Genomic DNA, 14,762 nt, shown 5'->3' on the forward strand with positions numbered 1-14,762 from the left:
AAATGAATCTCGTCATTGTGGAGTCGCCTGCGAAGGCCAAGACGATCAATAAATATCTGGGCTCCTCCTACGAGGTTCTGGCCTCCTACGGCCATGTCCGGGACCTTCCCGCCAAGAACGGCTCGGTCGATCCGGACGCCAATTTCCAGATGATCTGGGAAACCGACCCCAAGGCGGCGAGCCGGCTCAACGACATCGCCAAGGCGCTCAAGGGCGCCGACAAGCTGATCCTCGCCACCGACCCTGATCGCGAGGGCGAGGCGATCTCCTGGCACGTACTGGAGGTCATGAAGCAGAAGCGCGCGCTGAAGGACCAGAAGATCGAGCGCGTTGTCTTCAACGCCATCACCAAACAGTCCATCACCGAGGCGATGCAGCACCCGCGCGAGATCGACGGCGCGCTGGTGGATGCCTACATGGCGCGCCGCGCGCTGGATTATCTCGTCGGCTTCACGCTGTCGCCGGTGCTGTGGCGCAAACTGCCGGGCGCGCGCTCGGCAGGGCGCGTGCAGTCGGTGGCGCTGCGCCTCGTCTGCGACCGCGAGCTTGAGATCGAGAAATTCGTGCCACGCGAATACTGGTCGCTGGTCGCAACGCTTCTCACGCCGCGCGGCGACAGCTTCGAGGCGCGCCTCGTCGGCGCCGACGGCAAGAAAATCCAGCGGCTCGACATCGGCAGCGGTGCGGAAGCCGAGGATTTCAAGAAGGCGCTGGAAAACGGCACCTACTCCGTCGCTTTGGTCGAAGCCAAGCCCGCGCGCCGCAATCCGCAGGCACCCTTCACCACCTCGACGCTGCAGCAGGAGGCCAGCCGCAAGCTCGGCTTCGCGCCCGCGCACACCATGCGTATCGCGCAGCGCCTGTATGAAGGTATCGACATCGGTGGCGAAACCACCGGCCTCATCACTTACATGCGTACCGACGGCGTCTCGATCGCGCCCGAAGCCGTGCCCGCTGTCCGCAAGGTGATCGGTGAGGACTACGGCAACAATTACGTGCCGTCCACGCCGCGCCAGTACACCTCGAAAGCCAAGAACGCGCAGGAAGCGCACGAAGCGATCCGCCCGACCGACGTTTCGCGCCGCCCCGCCAAGCTGAAGGCGCGGCTCGATAACGACCAGTATCGTCTCTACGAACTGATCTGGATGCGCACGGTCGCAAGCCAGATGGAATCCGCTGAACTGGAACGCACCACCGTCGACATCACGGCGAAGGCGGGTTCACGCACGCTGGAATTGCGCGCGTCCGGCCAGGTCGTGAAATTCGATGGCTTCCTCGCGGTCTATCAGGAAGGCCGCGATGACGATCCCGATGACGAGGAAAGCCGCCGCCTGCCTGCGATGAGCGAAGGCGAAGTACTCAAGCGCGAAAGCCTCGCCGTCACCCAGCATTTCACCGAGCCGCCGCCGCGCTTCTCGGAAGCATCGCTGGTCAAGCGCATGGAAGAACTCGGCATCGGGCGGCCTTCAACTTACGCCTCGATCCTGCAGGTCTTAAAAGACCGCGGCTATGTGAAACTCGAGAAGAAGCGCCTCTCCGCCGAGGACAAGGGCCGCGTCGTCGTCGCCTTCCTCGAAAAATTCTTCTCGCGCTATGTCGAGTTCGACTTCACCGCCGACCTCGAGGAAAAGCTCGACAAGATTTCCAACAACGAGATCGCCTGGAAGCAGGTGCTCAAGGATTTCTGGCGCGACTTCATGGGCGCCGTCGATGACATCAAGGACGTCCGCGTCTCCGAGGTGCTCGACGTGCTCGACGCGATGCTCGGCGAACACATCTACGAGCCGCGCGCTGACGGCGGCGATCCGCGCCAATGCCCAAGCTGCGGCACCGGCAAGCTCAATCTCAAGGCCGGCAAGTTCGGTGCCTTTGTCGGCTGCTCGAACTATCCTGAATGCCGCTACACGCGTCCCCTCGCCTCCTCGAGCGCATCGAACGACCGCGTGCTCGGCAAGGACCCGAAAACCGATCTCGATGTCGCGGTGAAGGCCGGGCGTTTCGGCCCATACATCCAGCTCGGCGAGCCGAAGGATTATGCCGAGGACGAGAAGCCGAAGCGCGCGGGCATTCCGAAGAACATGTCGCCCGCCGATGTCGAACTCGATCTCGCGCTCAAGCTGTTGTCGCTGCCGCGCGATGTCGGCCCGCACCCGGAGGATGGCGAGATCATCACCGCGGGCATCGGCCGGTTCGGGCCGTTCGTGCGCCACGGCAAGACCTATGCGAGCCTCGAGGCTGGCGACGATGTTTATAATATCGGCCTCAACCGCGCGGTGACGCTGATCGCCGAGAAGATCGCCAAGGGGCCGAGCCGCCGTTTCGGCGCAGATCCCGGCAAGGAGGTCGGCGACTATCCGGCGCGGGGTGGCAAGATCATGCTCAAGAAGGGCCGCTACGGCGCCTACGTCACCATCGACGGCATCAACGCCACGATCCCCGACGACAAGGAGCCGGACCAGATCACCCTTGAGGAAGCCATCGCGCTGATCGAGGCGCGCGCCACCAAGACCGGCGGCAAGCCCAAGCGTGGCGGCGCGAAGAAAGCCGCGCCGAAGAAGGCTGCCAAGAAAACTGCAACCAAAACCGCGACCAAGAGCGAAGCCGAGGACGCCGAGCCTAAAGCCGCGCCCAAAAAGGCGGCGGCACCTCGCGCAAAGACTGCGGCCAAAGCCAAGCCTCGCGCGGTTGCGAAACCCGCCGCAAAGGCCGTGGCAAAACCCACCAAGGCCGCTGCGAAGAAGAGCGCCGGAAAAGCACGCGGATAATGAAAAAGAAGCATGGCGCGACCGATGGCTTTCCCGACAAGGAGAGCATCGTCGCGTTCATCAAGACCAACCCCCGCGAGGCCGGCACGCGCGAACTGGCGCGGCATTTCGGTCTCAAGAACGAATCCCGCGCGGCATTGCGCCGGATTCTGCGTGAACTCACCGACGAAGGCGTGATCGCCAAACAGGGCAAGCGCGTGCATGACGCGCGCGATCTTCCCCCGACCCTTGTCGCCGACGTGACCAAGACCGACAGCGACGGCGATCTGATCGCCGTGCCCGCCGAATGGGCCGAAGACATCGACGGCCCCGCGCCGGTCATCCACATCCATACCCCACGCCACCCGAAGCCCGGCACCGTCGCAGGCGTCGGCGAGCGCGTGCTGCTGCGGCTGGAGAAGTGCGAGCGCGGCGAACGCGCAGCCCTCTATATCGGCCGCGTCATCAAGGTGCTGGAAAAAACCAGGAACCGCGTGCTCGGCATCTTTCGCGCGAGCCCCCAAGGCGGCGGCCGGATGATTCCGGTCGACAAGAAACAGGCCGGACGTGAACTCGCCATCTCCGCCGCCGACAGCGCCGACGCGCAGGATGGCGACCTCGTCAGCGTCGAACTGACCCGTGGGCGCGGCTACGGCCTGCCCTCCGGGCGCGTGCGCGAGCGGCTCGGCTCGATGAAGACCGAGAAGGCCATCAGCCTGATCGCCATTCACGCCCACGAAATTCCGCAGGAATTCTCGCGCGCCGCCATCGACGAGGCGGAAGCCGCGAAGGTCGCGACCCTGAAGGGGCGCGAAGACTGGCGCGATGTGCCGCTCATCACCATCGACCCGCCGGACGCTAAAGACCACGACGACGCGGTGCATGCCACGCCCGATACCGATCCCGCCAACAAGGGCGGCTTTATCGTCAACGTGGCGATCGCGGACGTCGCCTACTACGTGCGGCCAGATTCGGCGCTCGATCGCGAAGCACTCAAACGCGGCAACTCGGTCTATTTCCCCGACCGCGTGGTGCCGATGCTGCCCGAGCGTATCTCCAACGATCTGTGTTCGCTGAAACCGAACGAGCCGCGCGGGGCCATCGCGGTTCGCATGATAATCGGCGCGGACGGGGTCAAGCGCTCGCACAGCTTCCACCGCATCCTGATGCGCTCGGCGGCAAAACTCTCCTACGCGCAGGCACAGGCCGCGCGCGACGGGCGGCCGGACGACACGACAGGTCCCCTGCTCGAATCCATCATCGCGCCCCTCTACACCGCCTACCGGCTTGTGAAGCGCGCGCGCGACGCGCGCGACCCGCTCGAACTGGAATTACCGGAACGCAAGATCCTGTTGAAACCGGATGGCACGGTGGATCGGGTGACGACGCCGGAACGGCTCGACGCGCATCGGCTGATCGAGGAATTCATGATCCTCGCCAACGTCGCCGCCGCCGAGACGCTGGAGAAGAAGACGCTGCCGCTGATCTATCGCGTGCACGACCAGCCGACGCAGGAGAAGGTCCACAACCTTCACGAATTCCTCAAAACACTCGACATGCCGTTCACCAAATCCGGCGCGCTGCGGCCTGCGGTGTTCAACCGCATCCTCGCTCAGGTGAAGGGCCGCGATACCGAATCTCTCGTGAATGAAGTCGTGCTGCGCTCACAGGCGCAGGCCGAGTACGCCTCGGAGAATTACGGACATTTCGGCCTCAATTTGCGGCGCTATGCGCATTTCACATCCCCAATCAGGCGATACGCCGACCTGATCGTGCACCGCGCGTTGATCCGCGCGCTCGGCCTCGGCGACGGCGCGCTGCCCGAGCACGAGACGCTGGAAACGCTGGGCGAAGTCGCCGCCGCGATCTCGCTCACCGAACGGCGCGCCATGAAGGCCGAACGCGAAACCACCGACCGCCTGATCGCGCATTTTCTCGCCGATCGCGTCGGCGCGGTCTTCGAAGGCCGGATCTCCGGCGTCACCAAAGCAGGTCTGTTCGTCAAACTGAATGAGACGGGCGCCGACGGCCTGATCCCGGTGAGAACGCTCGGCAGCGAATTCTACCATTTCGATGAAACCCGCCATGCGCTGATCGGAACGCGCAGTGGTGCCATGCACAGACTGGGTGACGTCGTGGAGGTTCGTCTGATAGAAGCAGCGCCGGTCGCCGGTGCGCTGCGGTTCGAACTCCTGTCCGAGGGAACCAAGGCGCCGCGCGGCAAGCGTGAGTTCGGAAGTCGAAAACATATCGGCTCGAAGCGCGGCGCGAAGGCGAAGACAGGACGAGGCCCGAAGGGCAAAGACAAGAGCAAGGCTCGCAAGCCCGGCAAGACCAAACCCGGCAAAGGCAAACGAGGCAAATGATGGACAGCGTGGTGCGGACTCCCGAGACCCCGACCAAGGTTTGGACCCAGTCGATGGCCGCGCCCGCAAAGCGCAATCTCTGGAATGCGATGCTGCGCGGCTGCCGTGGCCGCTGCCCGAGCTGCGGCGAAGGCAAGCTGTTCCGCGCCTTCCTGAAAACCGCCGACTGCTGTTCCCAGTGCGGGCAGGACTTCACCCATCACCGCGCCGACGATCTCCCCGCCTATCTCGTGATCGTCATCGTCGGGCACATCGTGGTGCCGATCATGCTGTGGGTTGAGACCAACTACTCGCCGGCCGTCGCCCTCCAATTGGCGATCTATTTGCCAATCACACTGGTGTCATCGCTCCTGCTGCTCCAGCCGGTGAAGGGCGCGGTCGTCGGCCTGCAATGGGCGCTGCGCATGCACGGCTTCGACGAGAGCGAGGCTGAGAGCGCAGCCGAGCGTCCGGCCTGAGCGCTCGCGCGTTTCGGATGAACTCGCTCCCGACACAGACTGCGGACGAGGCCCGGCATCCCTATCGAAGGCCGCGCGATTCCGCGACACTCATCCTGGTCGATCGCAACGGGTCCGTTCCGAAAGTCCTGCTCGGGCGGCGGCGCGCTGACCTCGTCTTCATGCCGAACAAGCTGGTGTTTCCCGGCGGCAGCGTCGATGCGACGGATCATCGTATTCCGCTCGCGACCGAACTTCCCAATGCGCTTGAAACAAAGCTCGTCGCCGGCAGTCCGAAAACGACACCAGCCCGCGCCCGCGCCCTTGTGGTTGCCGCGATTCGTGAGGCCTGCGAGGAGACCGGCCTATGCCTCGGCAGTAAGCCACCCATTCCTCTCACGCCTGTACAAACAGCAACCCTGAAGGGTGAGTGGAGACCCTTCGCGGAGACAGGCCTGCTGCCCGACCCCTCGCAACTCTATTTGATCGCGCGTGCCATCACCCCACCGGGACTGGTTCGCCGGTTCGACACGCGCTTCTTTACCGCCGACATCTCCGCCATCGCCCACACTGTCAACGGCGTCGTCCATGCCGATGCGGAGCTGGTCGAACTCAAATGGATCGAACTCGGCGCCGCCCCGCTCGCCGACATTCACTCGATGACACAGAGTGTACTGGATGAGCTCAATGCCCGCCTCACGATCGGTCCACTGACCCATCAGGCCGAAGTGCCGTTCTTTCATTTCCGCAACGGCGCGCGGCTGCGTGACACGCTCTAGACACCAGGGTGCCGCCCGCGAAAGCAATGGCGGGACGCACGGGCGAACGGTAGGTTGTCGCCCGCATGGCATGGACTTGGCGCGACATCGTGGAGAAGGACTGGCTCCGGCGCGTGGGCGGCGCCGTGTCCGTGATGGCGCATGTCGCGCTGCTGGCGTGGGTCGTCTTCGGCTCGGGCGTCAAGCTCTACGATCCGCCGCCGCCCGCCATCAATGTCGAACTCGTCCCGGCGAAAGACGCGCCTGCGGAGAAATCCGGCGACTTGTCACTGCCGAGTCTCGATACGGCCAAGGGCGATGATGCAAAGCAGGACGAGCCGAAAGCGGACGAGTCCAAGCCTGAAGAGCCCAAGGCTGAAGAACCAAAGGCTGAAGAACCGAAAATCGACGACAAGGCGCTAACGCCTGTGCCCGAGGAAACCAAGCCCGTCGCCGAGCCGCAGACGCCTCCACCGGAACCGCCTGCCCTCCCGCAGGCCGCCATCACCGGCGCACCGACCGTGCAGCCCGACGTGATGAGCCAGTACGGCGATCCGTTCATGTCCGGTCTCGGCGGCTTCACTCCCGATCAGGTCGCCGCCGACCTGAAAACCGATGTTGTCGCCGCCTTTCGCGCACATCTGAAATCATGCCTGAAACTGCCTGCGGGCGTTGCGCCGACAGATGACGCCCGCATCGTGCTGCGGGTGGCGCTCAAGCGCGACGGTAAGCTCGCCAGAACGCCGGCACTGATGGCGGCAAAAGCCACGCCGAAGGGGCCGTTGATTATGAAGGCCGCGATTCACGCGCTCGAAGCCTGCCAGCCCTACTCCATGCTGCCAGCCGAGAAGTATAAGGAATGGCGGGAACTCGACCTCGAATTTACCCCGGCGGGATTCGAACCCGGATGACACCGGATTCCTGCTAAATGGCCGGGAAAACTCATTATTTCCGGGCAGATCGGCGAAAATAGCGGCCTTAAGAGGCCGAAATCCTTGACTTTGGGGCATTCGAGGCTAGGTTGCGGCCAAACGCGGGTCGGCCTCGTCCGGCCCGCTACAGATTCCAGACATCAGATTCAAGGCATCGAGGTTTTCGAACATGGCCAAAGCGGTCACGATCAAGGTCAAGCTCGTCTCCAGCGCGGATACCGGCTTCTATTACGTCGCCAAGAAGAATTCGCGCACCATGACCGACAAGCTGGTCAAGAAGAAGTACGACCCGGTCGCGAAGAAGCACGTCGAATTCCGCGAAGCCAAGATCAAGTAAAGCTCAAGTAAGCCTGATCTTTCGCAAAGCGTCGAACGAAATGACGGAGCCTTTCGGGCTCCGTTTTTTGTTGGCCTCTACACACGCACCGCCGTGCGCACACGCCCGGCATCGCCGAACACGCGCAGGTAGCGTACGATTTCATCCGGACTGCCGGTCGCCTTTTCCGGGTTGTCCGAGAGCTTCACCGCTGGCCGGCCGTTGACTGACGTCACCTTGCAAACCAGCGAGATCGGATCGAGGTCGGCGGTGCCATCGGGCGAGCAGCCGACGAAATCATTGGTGAGGTTGGTACCCCATCCAAAGCTGGTGCGTACCCGCCCGGCGAAATGCCGATACGTCTGTTCGATCGAATCAACGTCCATGCCGTCGGAGAAGATCAGAAGCTTTTCCCGCGGATCACGGCCCCTGTCCTTCCACCACCGAATGATGCCCTCGCCCGCCGGGATCGGCGGCGCGCTGTCAGGCCGAAAGCCGGTCCAGTCCGCCACCCAGTCCGGAGCATCGCGCAGGAACGCCTCGGTGCCGAACGTATCGGGCAGCGCGATCAAAAGATTGCCGTCATAGGTGTGCCGCCATTGGTCAAGAATGAGGTACGGCGCGCGGCGCAGTTCTTCATCGCTGGAAGCAAGAGCAGCCGCGACCATCGGCAGTTCGTGGGCGTTGGTGCCAATCGCTTCGAGATCATTGTCCATCGCCAGTAGCACGTTGGAGGTGCCTTTGAAGGCGGGACCGAGCCCTTCCTTGAGCGCCTCCACGCACCAGCGTTGCCACAGGAAACCGTGGCGGCGCCGGGTGCCGAAATCGGACAAACGCAGCTCATCGAGGGCCTTCAACCGCTCAACCTTGGTCCACAGCTTGGCCTTGGCGCGCGCATAGAGCACGTCGAGCGCGAAGCGGCCCTGCCCTTTCACCGCCTGACGCGAGCGCAGTTCGTTGATGATGGCGAGCGCTGGAATTTCCCACATCGTGGTGTGGGTCCATGGCCCGTGGAAGTGCAGTTCGTACTGACCGTCCACCGCGCGCAACTCGTAGTCCGGAAGCTGGAAGGTCGAAAGCCAGTTGATGAAATCCGGCGCGAACATCTGGGTCTTGCCATAGAAGGTGTTGCCGGCAAGCCAGATGAGCTCCTTCCTGGAAAAGCGCACGCTGCGGGCATGGTCGAGCTGGGCGCGCAGTTCCTTCTCGTCGATGATCTCGCCGAGCCGCACACGCCGGGTCCGGTTGATGACCGAAAAGGTGACCTGCTCGTCCGGATACAGTTTCCGGATCATCTGCAGCATCAGGAATTTGTAGAAGTCGGTATCGAGCAGACTGCGCACGATCGGATCGAGCCGCCAGCCATGGTTGTAGGTTCGCGTTGCGATGTCCGTCACGGTCATGGCGCGATCATAACCGCCGAGGCGGCGCATCGCCAGCGCAGCCCGGATAGCGCTTCGCACCGCGCGGGCTACGCTTGCTGGCTGCTCTAGGCAGCATCCGCGACGACGACGCGGTTGCGACCGTCGTGCTTGGCGCGATACAGCGCCTGGTCGGCGCGCTTGAGCACATCGGCGACCGGCTCACTCTTCTTTTCCAGCATCGAAATGCCGACCGAGATCGTGACCTCGATGCGCTTGGTACCCTTTTCGATGGAAAACGGCTCGTTCGCGATCGAGCGGCGCAGCCGCTCGGCGATGATGCCCGCGACATGCAGGTCGGTTTCCGGCATCACGATGACGAATTCCTCGCCGCCATAACGCGCGGCCAGATCGATACCCCGGATCGACTTGCGGATGCGGGTCGCGAATTCGCGCAGCACATCGTCGCCGGCATCGTGGCCGTAAGTGTCGTTGATCGACTTGAAGAAGTCGATGTCGAGAATCATCAGCGCCAGCGGTTTGCCGCGCGCGGCGGCCTGCTCCGCGAGCGTGCCCACATGACCCTCGAGATAGCGGCGATTGTGCAAACCCGTGAGCGGATCGGTGATCGCCATTTCGAGCGAGTTCTGCACGCTGTCGCGCAGGTAATGCGTATAGCGGCGGCGGCGGATCTGGGTGCGGGCCCGCGCCAGCAATTCGTTCTTGTCCACTGGGCGCAGTAGGTAATCGTTCACGCCGATCTCAAGCCCGCGCAGCAACTGCGTGTTGTTGTCGGCTTCGGAGAGTGCCAGCAACGGCACGCTGCGGGTGCGCTCCAGCGAGCGAACCTGGCTGCAAAGCCGTAGGCCATCGTAGTTTTCGAGGTTGAGCGAGACGATCAGCAGATCGTAATTGTTCTCGGCCGCATGAAACAGCGCTTCGGAGGGATTGGGCTCGACATCGACCGCATGCTCTTCCGCCAGCACCGGCGCGAGCCGCTCGTAGGATGACGGACGATCATCCACCAGAAGAATCTTGCCGCCCTTGCCGGTATCGGCAATCGCCTCCCGTTCGGGCGCCTGGATGCCGATCTCATGAGAGGTAATGGCGCGCATGCGCATCTCGTCGGTCATCATCTTCAGCCGCGTCAGCGAACGCACGCGGGCGATCAGCACCACGTCTGAGACCGGCTTGGTGAGAAAATCGTCGGCGCCGGCATCGAGGCCGCGCACGCGATCCGACGGGCTGTCGAGCGCCGTCACCATCACCACCGGAATGAAGTGCGTACGCGGATTGGATTTCAGCCGGCGACACACCTCGAAACCGTCGATGTCGGGCATCATCACGTCGAGCAGGACGATGTCGCATTCGGCGCGCTGGCAGATTTCAAGCGCCTGCGTGCCGCAATTGGCGGTGACCACATCGAAATATTCCGCCGAGAGCCGTGCCTCCAGCAGCTTGACGTTTGCCGGGACGTCATCAACGACCAGAACCCGCGCGGACATTCCAAAACCCCTTAGCCGACGAAACGCCGGACCGTTTCAATAAATTTTCCGACCGAGATCGGCTTGGACAAATACGCTTCGCAGCCGCCCTCGCGGATGCGTTCCTCGTCGCCCTTCATGGCAAAAGCAGTCACCGCGACCACAGGCGTCGCCCGCAATTCGGCGTCGTCCTTGATCCATCGCGTGACTTCGAGACCCGAGACTTCGGGAAGTTGAATATCCATCAGGATGAGGTCGGGGCGATGTTCGCGCGCCAGTCTCAGGGCCTCGCGGCCATTGCTGGTGCCGACCGTCTGATACCCATGGGCCTCCAACAGATCGCGGAAGAGCTTCATGTTAAGCTCGTTGTCCTCCACGATCAGGACGGTTTTGGCCACCCCCATTCCTCCAATGCCGCTCGACGTCAGTTCCGCCGCCAGTAATACGATTAGGCGTCGCCACGCCGGAATGACTCGGGCATGATGGCCCAAAATAGTGCTGATAAGTTACGGAAAGGCAAATGAGAATGGCCGGAAAGCCCAGCCGGAGTCCCGCAGAAGTTGCTGAAATCGTGGCGATTCGCGCGCTCGCATTTCTGGCCGGTGACCCGGAGCGGTTGGGGCAGTTCCTGTCCGAGAGCGGTATCGGGCCACAGACGTTGCGCGCCTCGGCCTCCGATCCCCGTTTTCTGGCCGGCGTGCTGGATTTCATCGTGCGGGACGACGCCACGGTGAAGGCGTTCTCGGATTTCTCGCAATTCCCCCCGCCGACCATCGCCGCCGCGCGCGAGGCGCTGGGCGAGAGCACGCATGGCTGACTTAACTGACCGCAATGGCGACGCACGATGGACGAGGCCTCTCCTCCTCCCGGCTTCTGCCGGGACTGCCTGACCGACGCGGCTCCGCAGGCGCGGCGCTGCGCCGCCTGCGGCTCGCCGCGCCTGCTGCGGCACCGTGCGCTCACCGAACTCAGCCTCGCCCATATCGATTGCGATGCCTTCTACGCGACGGTCACCAAACGCGACCGGCCCGAGATCGCCGACAGGCCGGTCATCATTGGCGGCGGCAAGCGCGGCGTCGTCGCGGCAGCCTGCTACATCGCCCGCACCTATGGCGTCCGCTCCGCGATGCCGATGTACAAGGCGCTCGACCTGTGTCCTGAGGCCGTCGTCATCCGCCCGGACATGGCGCGCTACGTTCAGGTCGGTCGTCAAGTCCGGCAGGCGATGCACGCACTGACCCCGCTTGTCGAGCCGCTGTCGATCGACGAGGCTTTCCTCGACTTGTCGGGCACCGAGCGCCTACACGGCATGATTCCGGCGAAGGTGCTGGCGCGCTTCGCCACACAGGTCGAGCGCGACATCGGCATCACGGTCTCCGTGGGCCTGTCCGCCAACAAGTTTCTCGCCAAGATCGCTTCCGATCTGGACAAGCCGCGCGGCTTCGCGGTGCTCGACCAGGAGGATGCGCGGACGCTGATGGCGGAGAAGCCGGTCGGCTTCATCTACGGCGTCGGCCCCGCCATGCAGGAAAGACTGCGCGACCACGGGTTTCGCCTGATCGGAGAATTGCAGCGCGCGGACGAAACCGACCTGATGCGTACCTTCGGCGCGGAAGGCCGGAGATTGTGGCGGCTCGCGCGCGGCATTGACGAGCGCAAGGTGGTGCCCGACCGCGGCGCGAAAGTGATCTCCAGCGAAACCACCTTCGAGAACGATCTGCGCGACTATACCTCGCTGGAGCGCATCCTGTGGGACCTGAGCGAAACCGTTTCGCGCCGCCTCAAGACCGGCGGGCTCGCCGGATCGACCGTCACACTGAAGCTGAAAACCGCCGATTTCCGTCAGCGCACGCGCTCACAATCGATCGTCGCCCCAACCCAGCTCGCCAACCGAATCTTCGCGATCGCCCGCGACATGCTGGCGCGCGAAACCGACGGCACCGCATTCCGGCTGATTGGGGTCGGCGTCAGCGCGCTGCAACCTTCGAACGGCAGCGACGACGAGGACATGCTCAACCGCCGCTCGGCGCACGCCGAACGCGCCATGGACGAGGTCCGCAAGCGTTTCGGCGACAACGCCGTGGTGCGCGGCATCGCCTATACGGCGAAGCCCGCGAGCCCTACATCGCTGCGGCGGAAGGACTCGTGATCTCGCACTATTTGCACGGCTTGTTGTCGCCGACCTCGAACTTGTCCATCGTGCCGTTGATGACGAAATCGTTGTAATCGAGCACCAGCGCGCGCGAGACGCCATCCTCGTATAATTCGAACGACATCGTATAGAGCGGGGTCTGCTCGCCCTTGTCCGGCTGCGCGGCGCGGTCGTAATAGCTCACCGTCACCGGCCAGCGGGTCTGCGTCTTCAACTGATCGCTCTTGCTCGCGACATCGGGCGACGCGGGAGCGCGGCCGCCGGCAATCGGCTGCCCGATCACCACGAACGTGTTGTAGACCTTCTCGCCGTTGTCCGAGCCGTCATAGACGCCAAGCTCCAGAATGCGCTTGCCCTCCTTCGCCGCTTCGATGATACGGCGGGTCTGTTCGGTCGGAAACACGATCTCCTTGTCGAGCGTGAAGGTTTTGACCTTTGGCTGCTTCAGCTTCACCGTGATGGTGCCATCCGGCCCGCGCTCCGCCGTGCCGTCCACATAGGAGGGATCGGCGTCGTTGGTCTGGCTCGCGACCTTGAAGCGATAACTCGCACCCTTGGCGTCCTCCCAGTTGGTCGAACGCAGATCGCTCGTCGTGGTCTTGTCCTCGCCGGATTCGATCCGCGACACCTGCCGGAAATCGGTCGAATAACCTTCGCAGGCATTGCCGCCGAACTTGTAGACGATGCGCCCGTTCGCGGAATTGACCGAGGCATTGCCCCGCGCCTGCGCGAGGCTCAGGTCATAGACCGCCTCATGCGCCATGAACGGCACCCCGGCGGAAGGCTGCGCCTGCGCAAACGCGCATGACGCCGCGACGGTGCCGAGCACGCCGAAAATCCGCAAAAACGCTCGCGACAGGACCATGTTCTCTCCTTGCCAACCTAGGAATCGGAGCATATTGGCGCTGGGATTATGCCGCAACTTGGGCATAACACGCGTCAAACAGGGTCAAGTTACGGAGGTTAGGATGGCAGGTGACATCGAACGGAAACTCGCAGGCCTCGGGATCACGCTGCATGCGCCGCTGGCCCCCATCGCCAATTACGTGCCTTTCGTGCGAACCGGCAATATTCTCACCGTCTCCGGCCAGGTCTGCAACAATGCCGACCGGCAGTTGATCGCGCGGGGCAAGTTAGGTGCGGGCGTCAGCATCGAGCAGGGACAGGCAGCCGCGCGCGGTTGCGCCATCAATCTGCTCATTCAGGTGAAAGCCGCCATCGGCGATCTCGATCGCGTGGTGCGGGTGATCCGGCTTGGCGGTTTCATCAATTCCGCGCCGGATTTCCTCGATGGCCCGAAGGTGATGAACGGCGCCTCCGACCTGATGGTGGAAGTGTTTGGCGACAAGGGCCGCCACGCCCGCTCCACCGTCGGCGTCGCCGCCTTGCCTGCGGATGCCGCCGTCGAGGTCGAAGGCCAGTTCGAGGTGATGTGATGCCCTCTCGCGCGCCGGACTGGCTGACGGCTGCGCCGGTCGCGCATCGCGGGCTGCATGACGCGGCCCGTGGCATCGTCGAAAGCACGCCCTCGGCATTTTCTGCGGCGATTGCGGGCGGCTTCGCCATCGAGACCGACCTGCAATTGTCGTCGGATGGCGAGGCGATGGTGTTCCACGACGACACGCTGGCGCGCCTCACCGAGCGCGGCGACGACATCCGCACATTGAGCGCCGCCGAGCTGAAAACCGTGCGCTACAAGGCGACCGCCGACCGCATGATCACGCTGGGCGAGTTGTGCGAGATGACAAACGGCCGCGTGCCGCTGGTGGTGGAGATCAAGAGCCGGTTCGACGGCGACCGCCGCCTGATCCGGCGTATCGCGGAGATCGTGCGCGCCTATCAAGGCCCGCTGGCGCTGATGTCATTCGACCCCGATCAGGTGCTGGCGATCCGCGATCACGTCCCCGACGTGCCGCGCGGCGTCGTCGCGGAGCGGTATTACCGCGAGGACGAATGGCGGGCGCTGCCGCCGGAGAAGGTGCGCGGCATGCTCCATCTGCGCCACGCCTTCCGCACCCGCCCGCACTTCATCGCCTACTGGATCAACGAACTGCCCGCGCCCGCGCCGTGGATCGCGCAACACATCTTCGGCTGTGCGCTGCTGACATGGACGGTGCGCACGCCGGAGCAGCGCGCCCGCGCCGCGCGCTACGCCGACCAGATGATTTTCGAGGGTTTCGTGCCCGAGCCAAAACACCCTTGAAGACACCCG

At 63.7% G+C, this 14,762-nt stretch carries 14 protein-coding genes; 10 read left to right on the forward strand and 4 right to left on the reverse strand.

From position 1 onward, the window contains the following. The first annotated feature begins 2 nt into the window (after positions 1 to 2). The 6 genes from topA to rpmG all read left to right on the forward strand — a co-directional run bounded on the left by topA (position 3) and on the right by rpmG (position 7,574). Positions 3 to 2,765 carry a type I DNA topoisomerase gene (topA, locus tag AFIDRAFT_RS17260; protein WP_009340934.1) on the forward strand — a complete coding sequence of 921 codons (2,763 nt, stop codon included), beginning with the start codon at positions 3 to 5 and terminating at the stop codon, positions 2,763 to 2,765. Continuing rightward, positions 2,765 to 5,110 (forward strand): ribonuclease R, encoded by a 2,346-nt coding sequence (gene rnr / locus AFIDRAFT_RS17265; RefSeq protein ID WP_009340935.1) that lies wholly within the window; start codon positions 2,765 to 2,767, stop codon positions 5,108 to 5,110. Before topA ends, rnr begins: the two co-directional genes overlap by 1 nt. Continuing rightward, the gene (locus AFIDRAFT_RS17270) at positions 5,110 to 5,568 is read left to right on the forward strand and encodes a DUF983 domain-containing protein (RefSeq protein WP_009340936.1); all 459 of its coding nucleotides are present in this window, start codon (positions 5,110 to 5,112) and stop codon (positions 5,566 to 5,568) included. The genes rnr and AFIDRAFT_RS17270 overlap by 1 nt, the downstream gene beginning before the upstream one ends. Before the next feature lie 17 nt (positions 5,569 to 5,585). Next, positions 5,586 to 6,326, forward strand: a complete 741-nt coding sequence (locus AFIDRAFT_RS17275) for an NUDIX hydrolase (RefSeq protein WP_009340937.1) — start codon at positions 5,586 to 5,588, stop codon at positions 6,324 to 6,326. A 65-nt stretch (positions 6,327 to 6,391) separates the two neighbouring features. Then, positions 6,392 to 7,216 carry a cell envelope integrity protein TolA gene (tolA, locus tag AFIDRAFT_RS17280; protein WP_009340938.1) on the forward strand — a complete coding sequence of 275 codons (825 nt, stop codon included), beginning with the start codon at positions 6,392 to 6,394 and terminating at the stop codon, positions 7,214 to 7,216. A 190-nt stretch (positions 7,217 to 7,406) separates the two neighbouring features. Further along, positions 7,407 to 7,574: a 50S ribosomal protein L33 gene (gene rpmG, locus AFIDRAFT_RS17285; protein ID WP_002712167.1), complete on the forward strand. Its 168-nt coding sequence runs from the start codon at positions 7,407 to 7,409 to the stop codon at positions 7,572 to 7,574. Between the two features lie 77 nt (positions 7,575 to 7,651). Here the strand turns inward: rpmG and pncB are convergent, their stop codons facing one another. The 3 genes from pncB to AFIDRAFT_RS17300 all read right to left on the reverse strand — a co-directional run bounded on the left by pncB (position 7,652) and on the right by AFIDRAFT_RS17300 (position 10,796). Continuing rightward, positions 7,652 to 8,956: a nicotinate phosphoribosyltransferase gene (gene pncB / locus AFIDRAFT_RS17290; RefSeq protein WP_040298724.1), complete on the reverse strand. Its 1,305-nt coding sequence runs from the start codon at positions 8,954 to 8,956 to the stop codon at positions 7,652 to 7,654. 86 nt (positions 8,957 to 9,042) lie between these two features. Then, positions 9,043 to 10,419 (reverse strand): PleD family two-component system response regulator, encoded by a 1,377-nt coding sequence (locus AFIDRAFT_RS17295; RefSeq protein WP_009340940.1) that lies wholly within the window; start codon positions 10,417 to 10,419, stop codon positions 9,043 to 9,045. Positions 10,420 to 10,430: 11 nt separating this feature from the next. Then, entirely contained in the window at positions 10,431 to 10,796 is a 366-nt protein-coding gene (locus AFIDRAFT_RS17300; RefSeq protein ID WP_002715480.1) for a response regulator, read from the reverse strand. A 128-nt stretch (positions 10,797 to 10,924) separates the two neighbouring features. On the opposite strand from AFIDRAFT_RS17300, the gene AFIDRAFT_RS17305 reads away from it, so the two are divergent. Next, positions 10,925 to 11,215 carry a DUF3572 domain-containing protein gene (locus tag AFIDRAFT_RS17305; protein WP_009340941.1) on the forward strand — a complete coding sequence of 97 codons (291 nt, stop codon included), beginning with the start codon at positions 10,925 to 10,927 and terminating at the stop codon, positions 11,213 to 11,215. Between the two features lie 27 nt (positions 11,216 to 11,242). After that, the gene (locus tag AFIDRAFT_RS17310) at positions 11,243 to 12,547 is read left to right on the forward strand and encodes a DNA polymerase IV (protein ID WP_009340942.1); all 1,305 of its coding nucleotides are present in this window, start codon (positions 11,243 to 11,245) and stop codon (positions 12,545 to 12,547) included. Positions 12,548 to 12,554: 7 nt separating this feature from the next. Here AFIDRAFT_RS17310 and AFIDRAFT_RS17315 read toward each other — a convergent pair whose 3' ends face one another. Further along, on the reverse strand, positions 12,555 to 13,415 hold the full coding sequence (locus tag AFIDRAFT_RS17315; protein ID WP_009340943.1) for a cell envelope integrity EipB family protein: 861 nt from the start codon (positions 13,413 to 13,415) through the stop codon (positions 12,555 to 12,557). A gap of 103 nt (positions 13,416 to 13,518) precedes the next feature. On the opposite strand from AFIDRAFT_RS17315, the gene AFIDRAFT_RS17320 reads away from it, so the two are divergent. Both AFIDRAFT_RS17320 and AFIDRAFT_RS17325 read left to right on the forward strand, forming a co-directional pair. Further along, positions 13,519 to 13,986 (forward strand): RidA family protein, encoded by a 468-nt coding sequence (locus tag AFIDRAFT_RS17320; protein ID WP_009340944.1) that lies wholly within the window; start codon positions 13,519 to 13,521, stop codon positions 13,984 to 13,986. Then, positions 13,986 to 14,753, forward strand: a complete 768-nt coding sequence (locus tag AFIDRAFT_RS17325) for a glycerophosphodiester phosphodiesterase (RefSeq protein WP_009340945.1) — start codon at positions 13,986 to 13,988, stop codon at positions 14,751 to 14,753. Before AFIDRAFT_RS17320 ends, AFIDRAFT_RS17325 begins: the two co-directional genes overlap by 1 nt. The last annotated feature ends 9 nt before the right edge of the window (positions 14,754 to 14,762 follow it).

Source organism: Afipia sp. 1NLS2 (assembly GCF_000178995.1).
In the GTDB taxonomy this organism is placed as follows: Bacteria; Pseudomonadota; Alphaproteobacteria; order Rhizobiales; family Xanthobacteraceae; genus Afipia.

Excerpts from the sequence above, each read along its gene's own strand:
- topA (WP_009340934.1), top strand. The coding sequence starts at position 3 with ATGAATCTCGTCATTGTGGAGTCGCCTGCGAAGGCCAAGACGATCAAT.
- rnr (WP_009340935.1), top strand. The coding sequence starts at position 2,765 with ATGAAAAAGAAGCATGGCGCGACCGATGGCTTTCCCGACAAGGAGAGC.
- AFIDRAFT_RS17270 (WP_009340936.1), top strand. The coding sequence starts at position 5,110 with ATGGACAGCGTGGTGCGGACTCCCGAGACCCCGACCAAGGTTTGGACC.
- AFIDRAFT_RS17275 (WP_009340937.1), top strand. The coding sequence starts at position 5,586 with ATGAACTCGCTCCCGACACAGACTGCGGACGAGGCCCGGCATCCCTAT.
- tolA (WP_009340938.1), top strand. The coding sequence starts at position 6,392 with ATGGCATGGACTTGGCGCGACATCGTGGAGAAGGACTGGCTCCGGCGC.
- rpmG (WP_002712167.1), top strand. The coding sequence starts at position 7,407 with ATGGCCAAAGCGGTCACGATCAAGGTCAAGCTCGTCTCCAGCGCGGAT.
- pncB (WP_040298724.1), bottom strand. The coding sequence starts at position 8,956 with ATGACCGTGACGGACATCGCAACGCGAACCTACAACCATGGCTGGCGG.
- AFIDRAFT_RS17295 (WP_009340940.1), bottom strand. The coding sequence starts at position 10,419 with ATGTCCGCGCGGGTTCTGGTCGTTGATGACGTCCCGGCAAACGTCAAG.
- AFIDRAFT_RS17305 (WP_009340941.1), top strand. The coding sequence starts at position 10,925 with ATGGCCGGAAAGCCCAGCCGGAGTCCCGCAGAAGTTGCTGAAATCGTG.
- AFIDRAFT_RS17310 (WP_009340942.1), top strand. The coding sequence starts at position 11,243 with ATGGACGAGGCCTCTCCTCCTCCCGGCTTCTGCCGGGACTGCCTGACC.
- AFIDRAFT_RS17315 (WP_009340943.1), bottom strand. The coding sequence starts at position 13,415 with ATGGTCCTGTCGCGAGCGTTTTTGCGGATTTTCGGCGTGCTCGGCACC.
- AFIDRAFT_RS17320 (WP_009340944.1), top strand. The coding sequence starts at position 13,519 with ATGGCAGGTGACATCGAACGGAAACTCGCAGGCCTCGGGATCACGCTG.
- AFIDRAFT_RS17325 (WP_009340945.1), top strand. The coding sequence starts at position 13,986 with ATGCCCTCTCGCGCGCCGGACTGGCTGACGGCTGCGCCGGTCGCGCAT.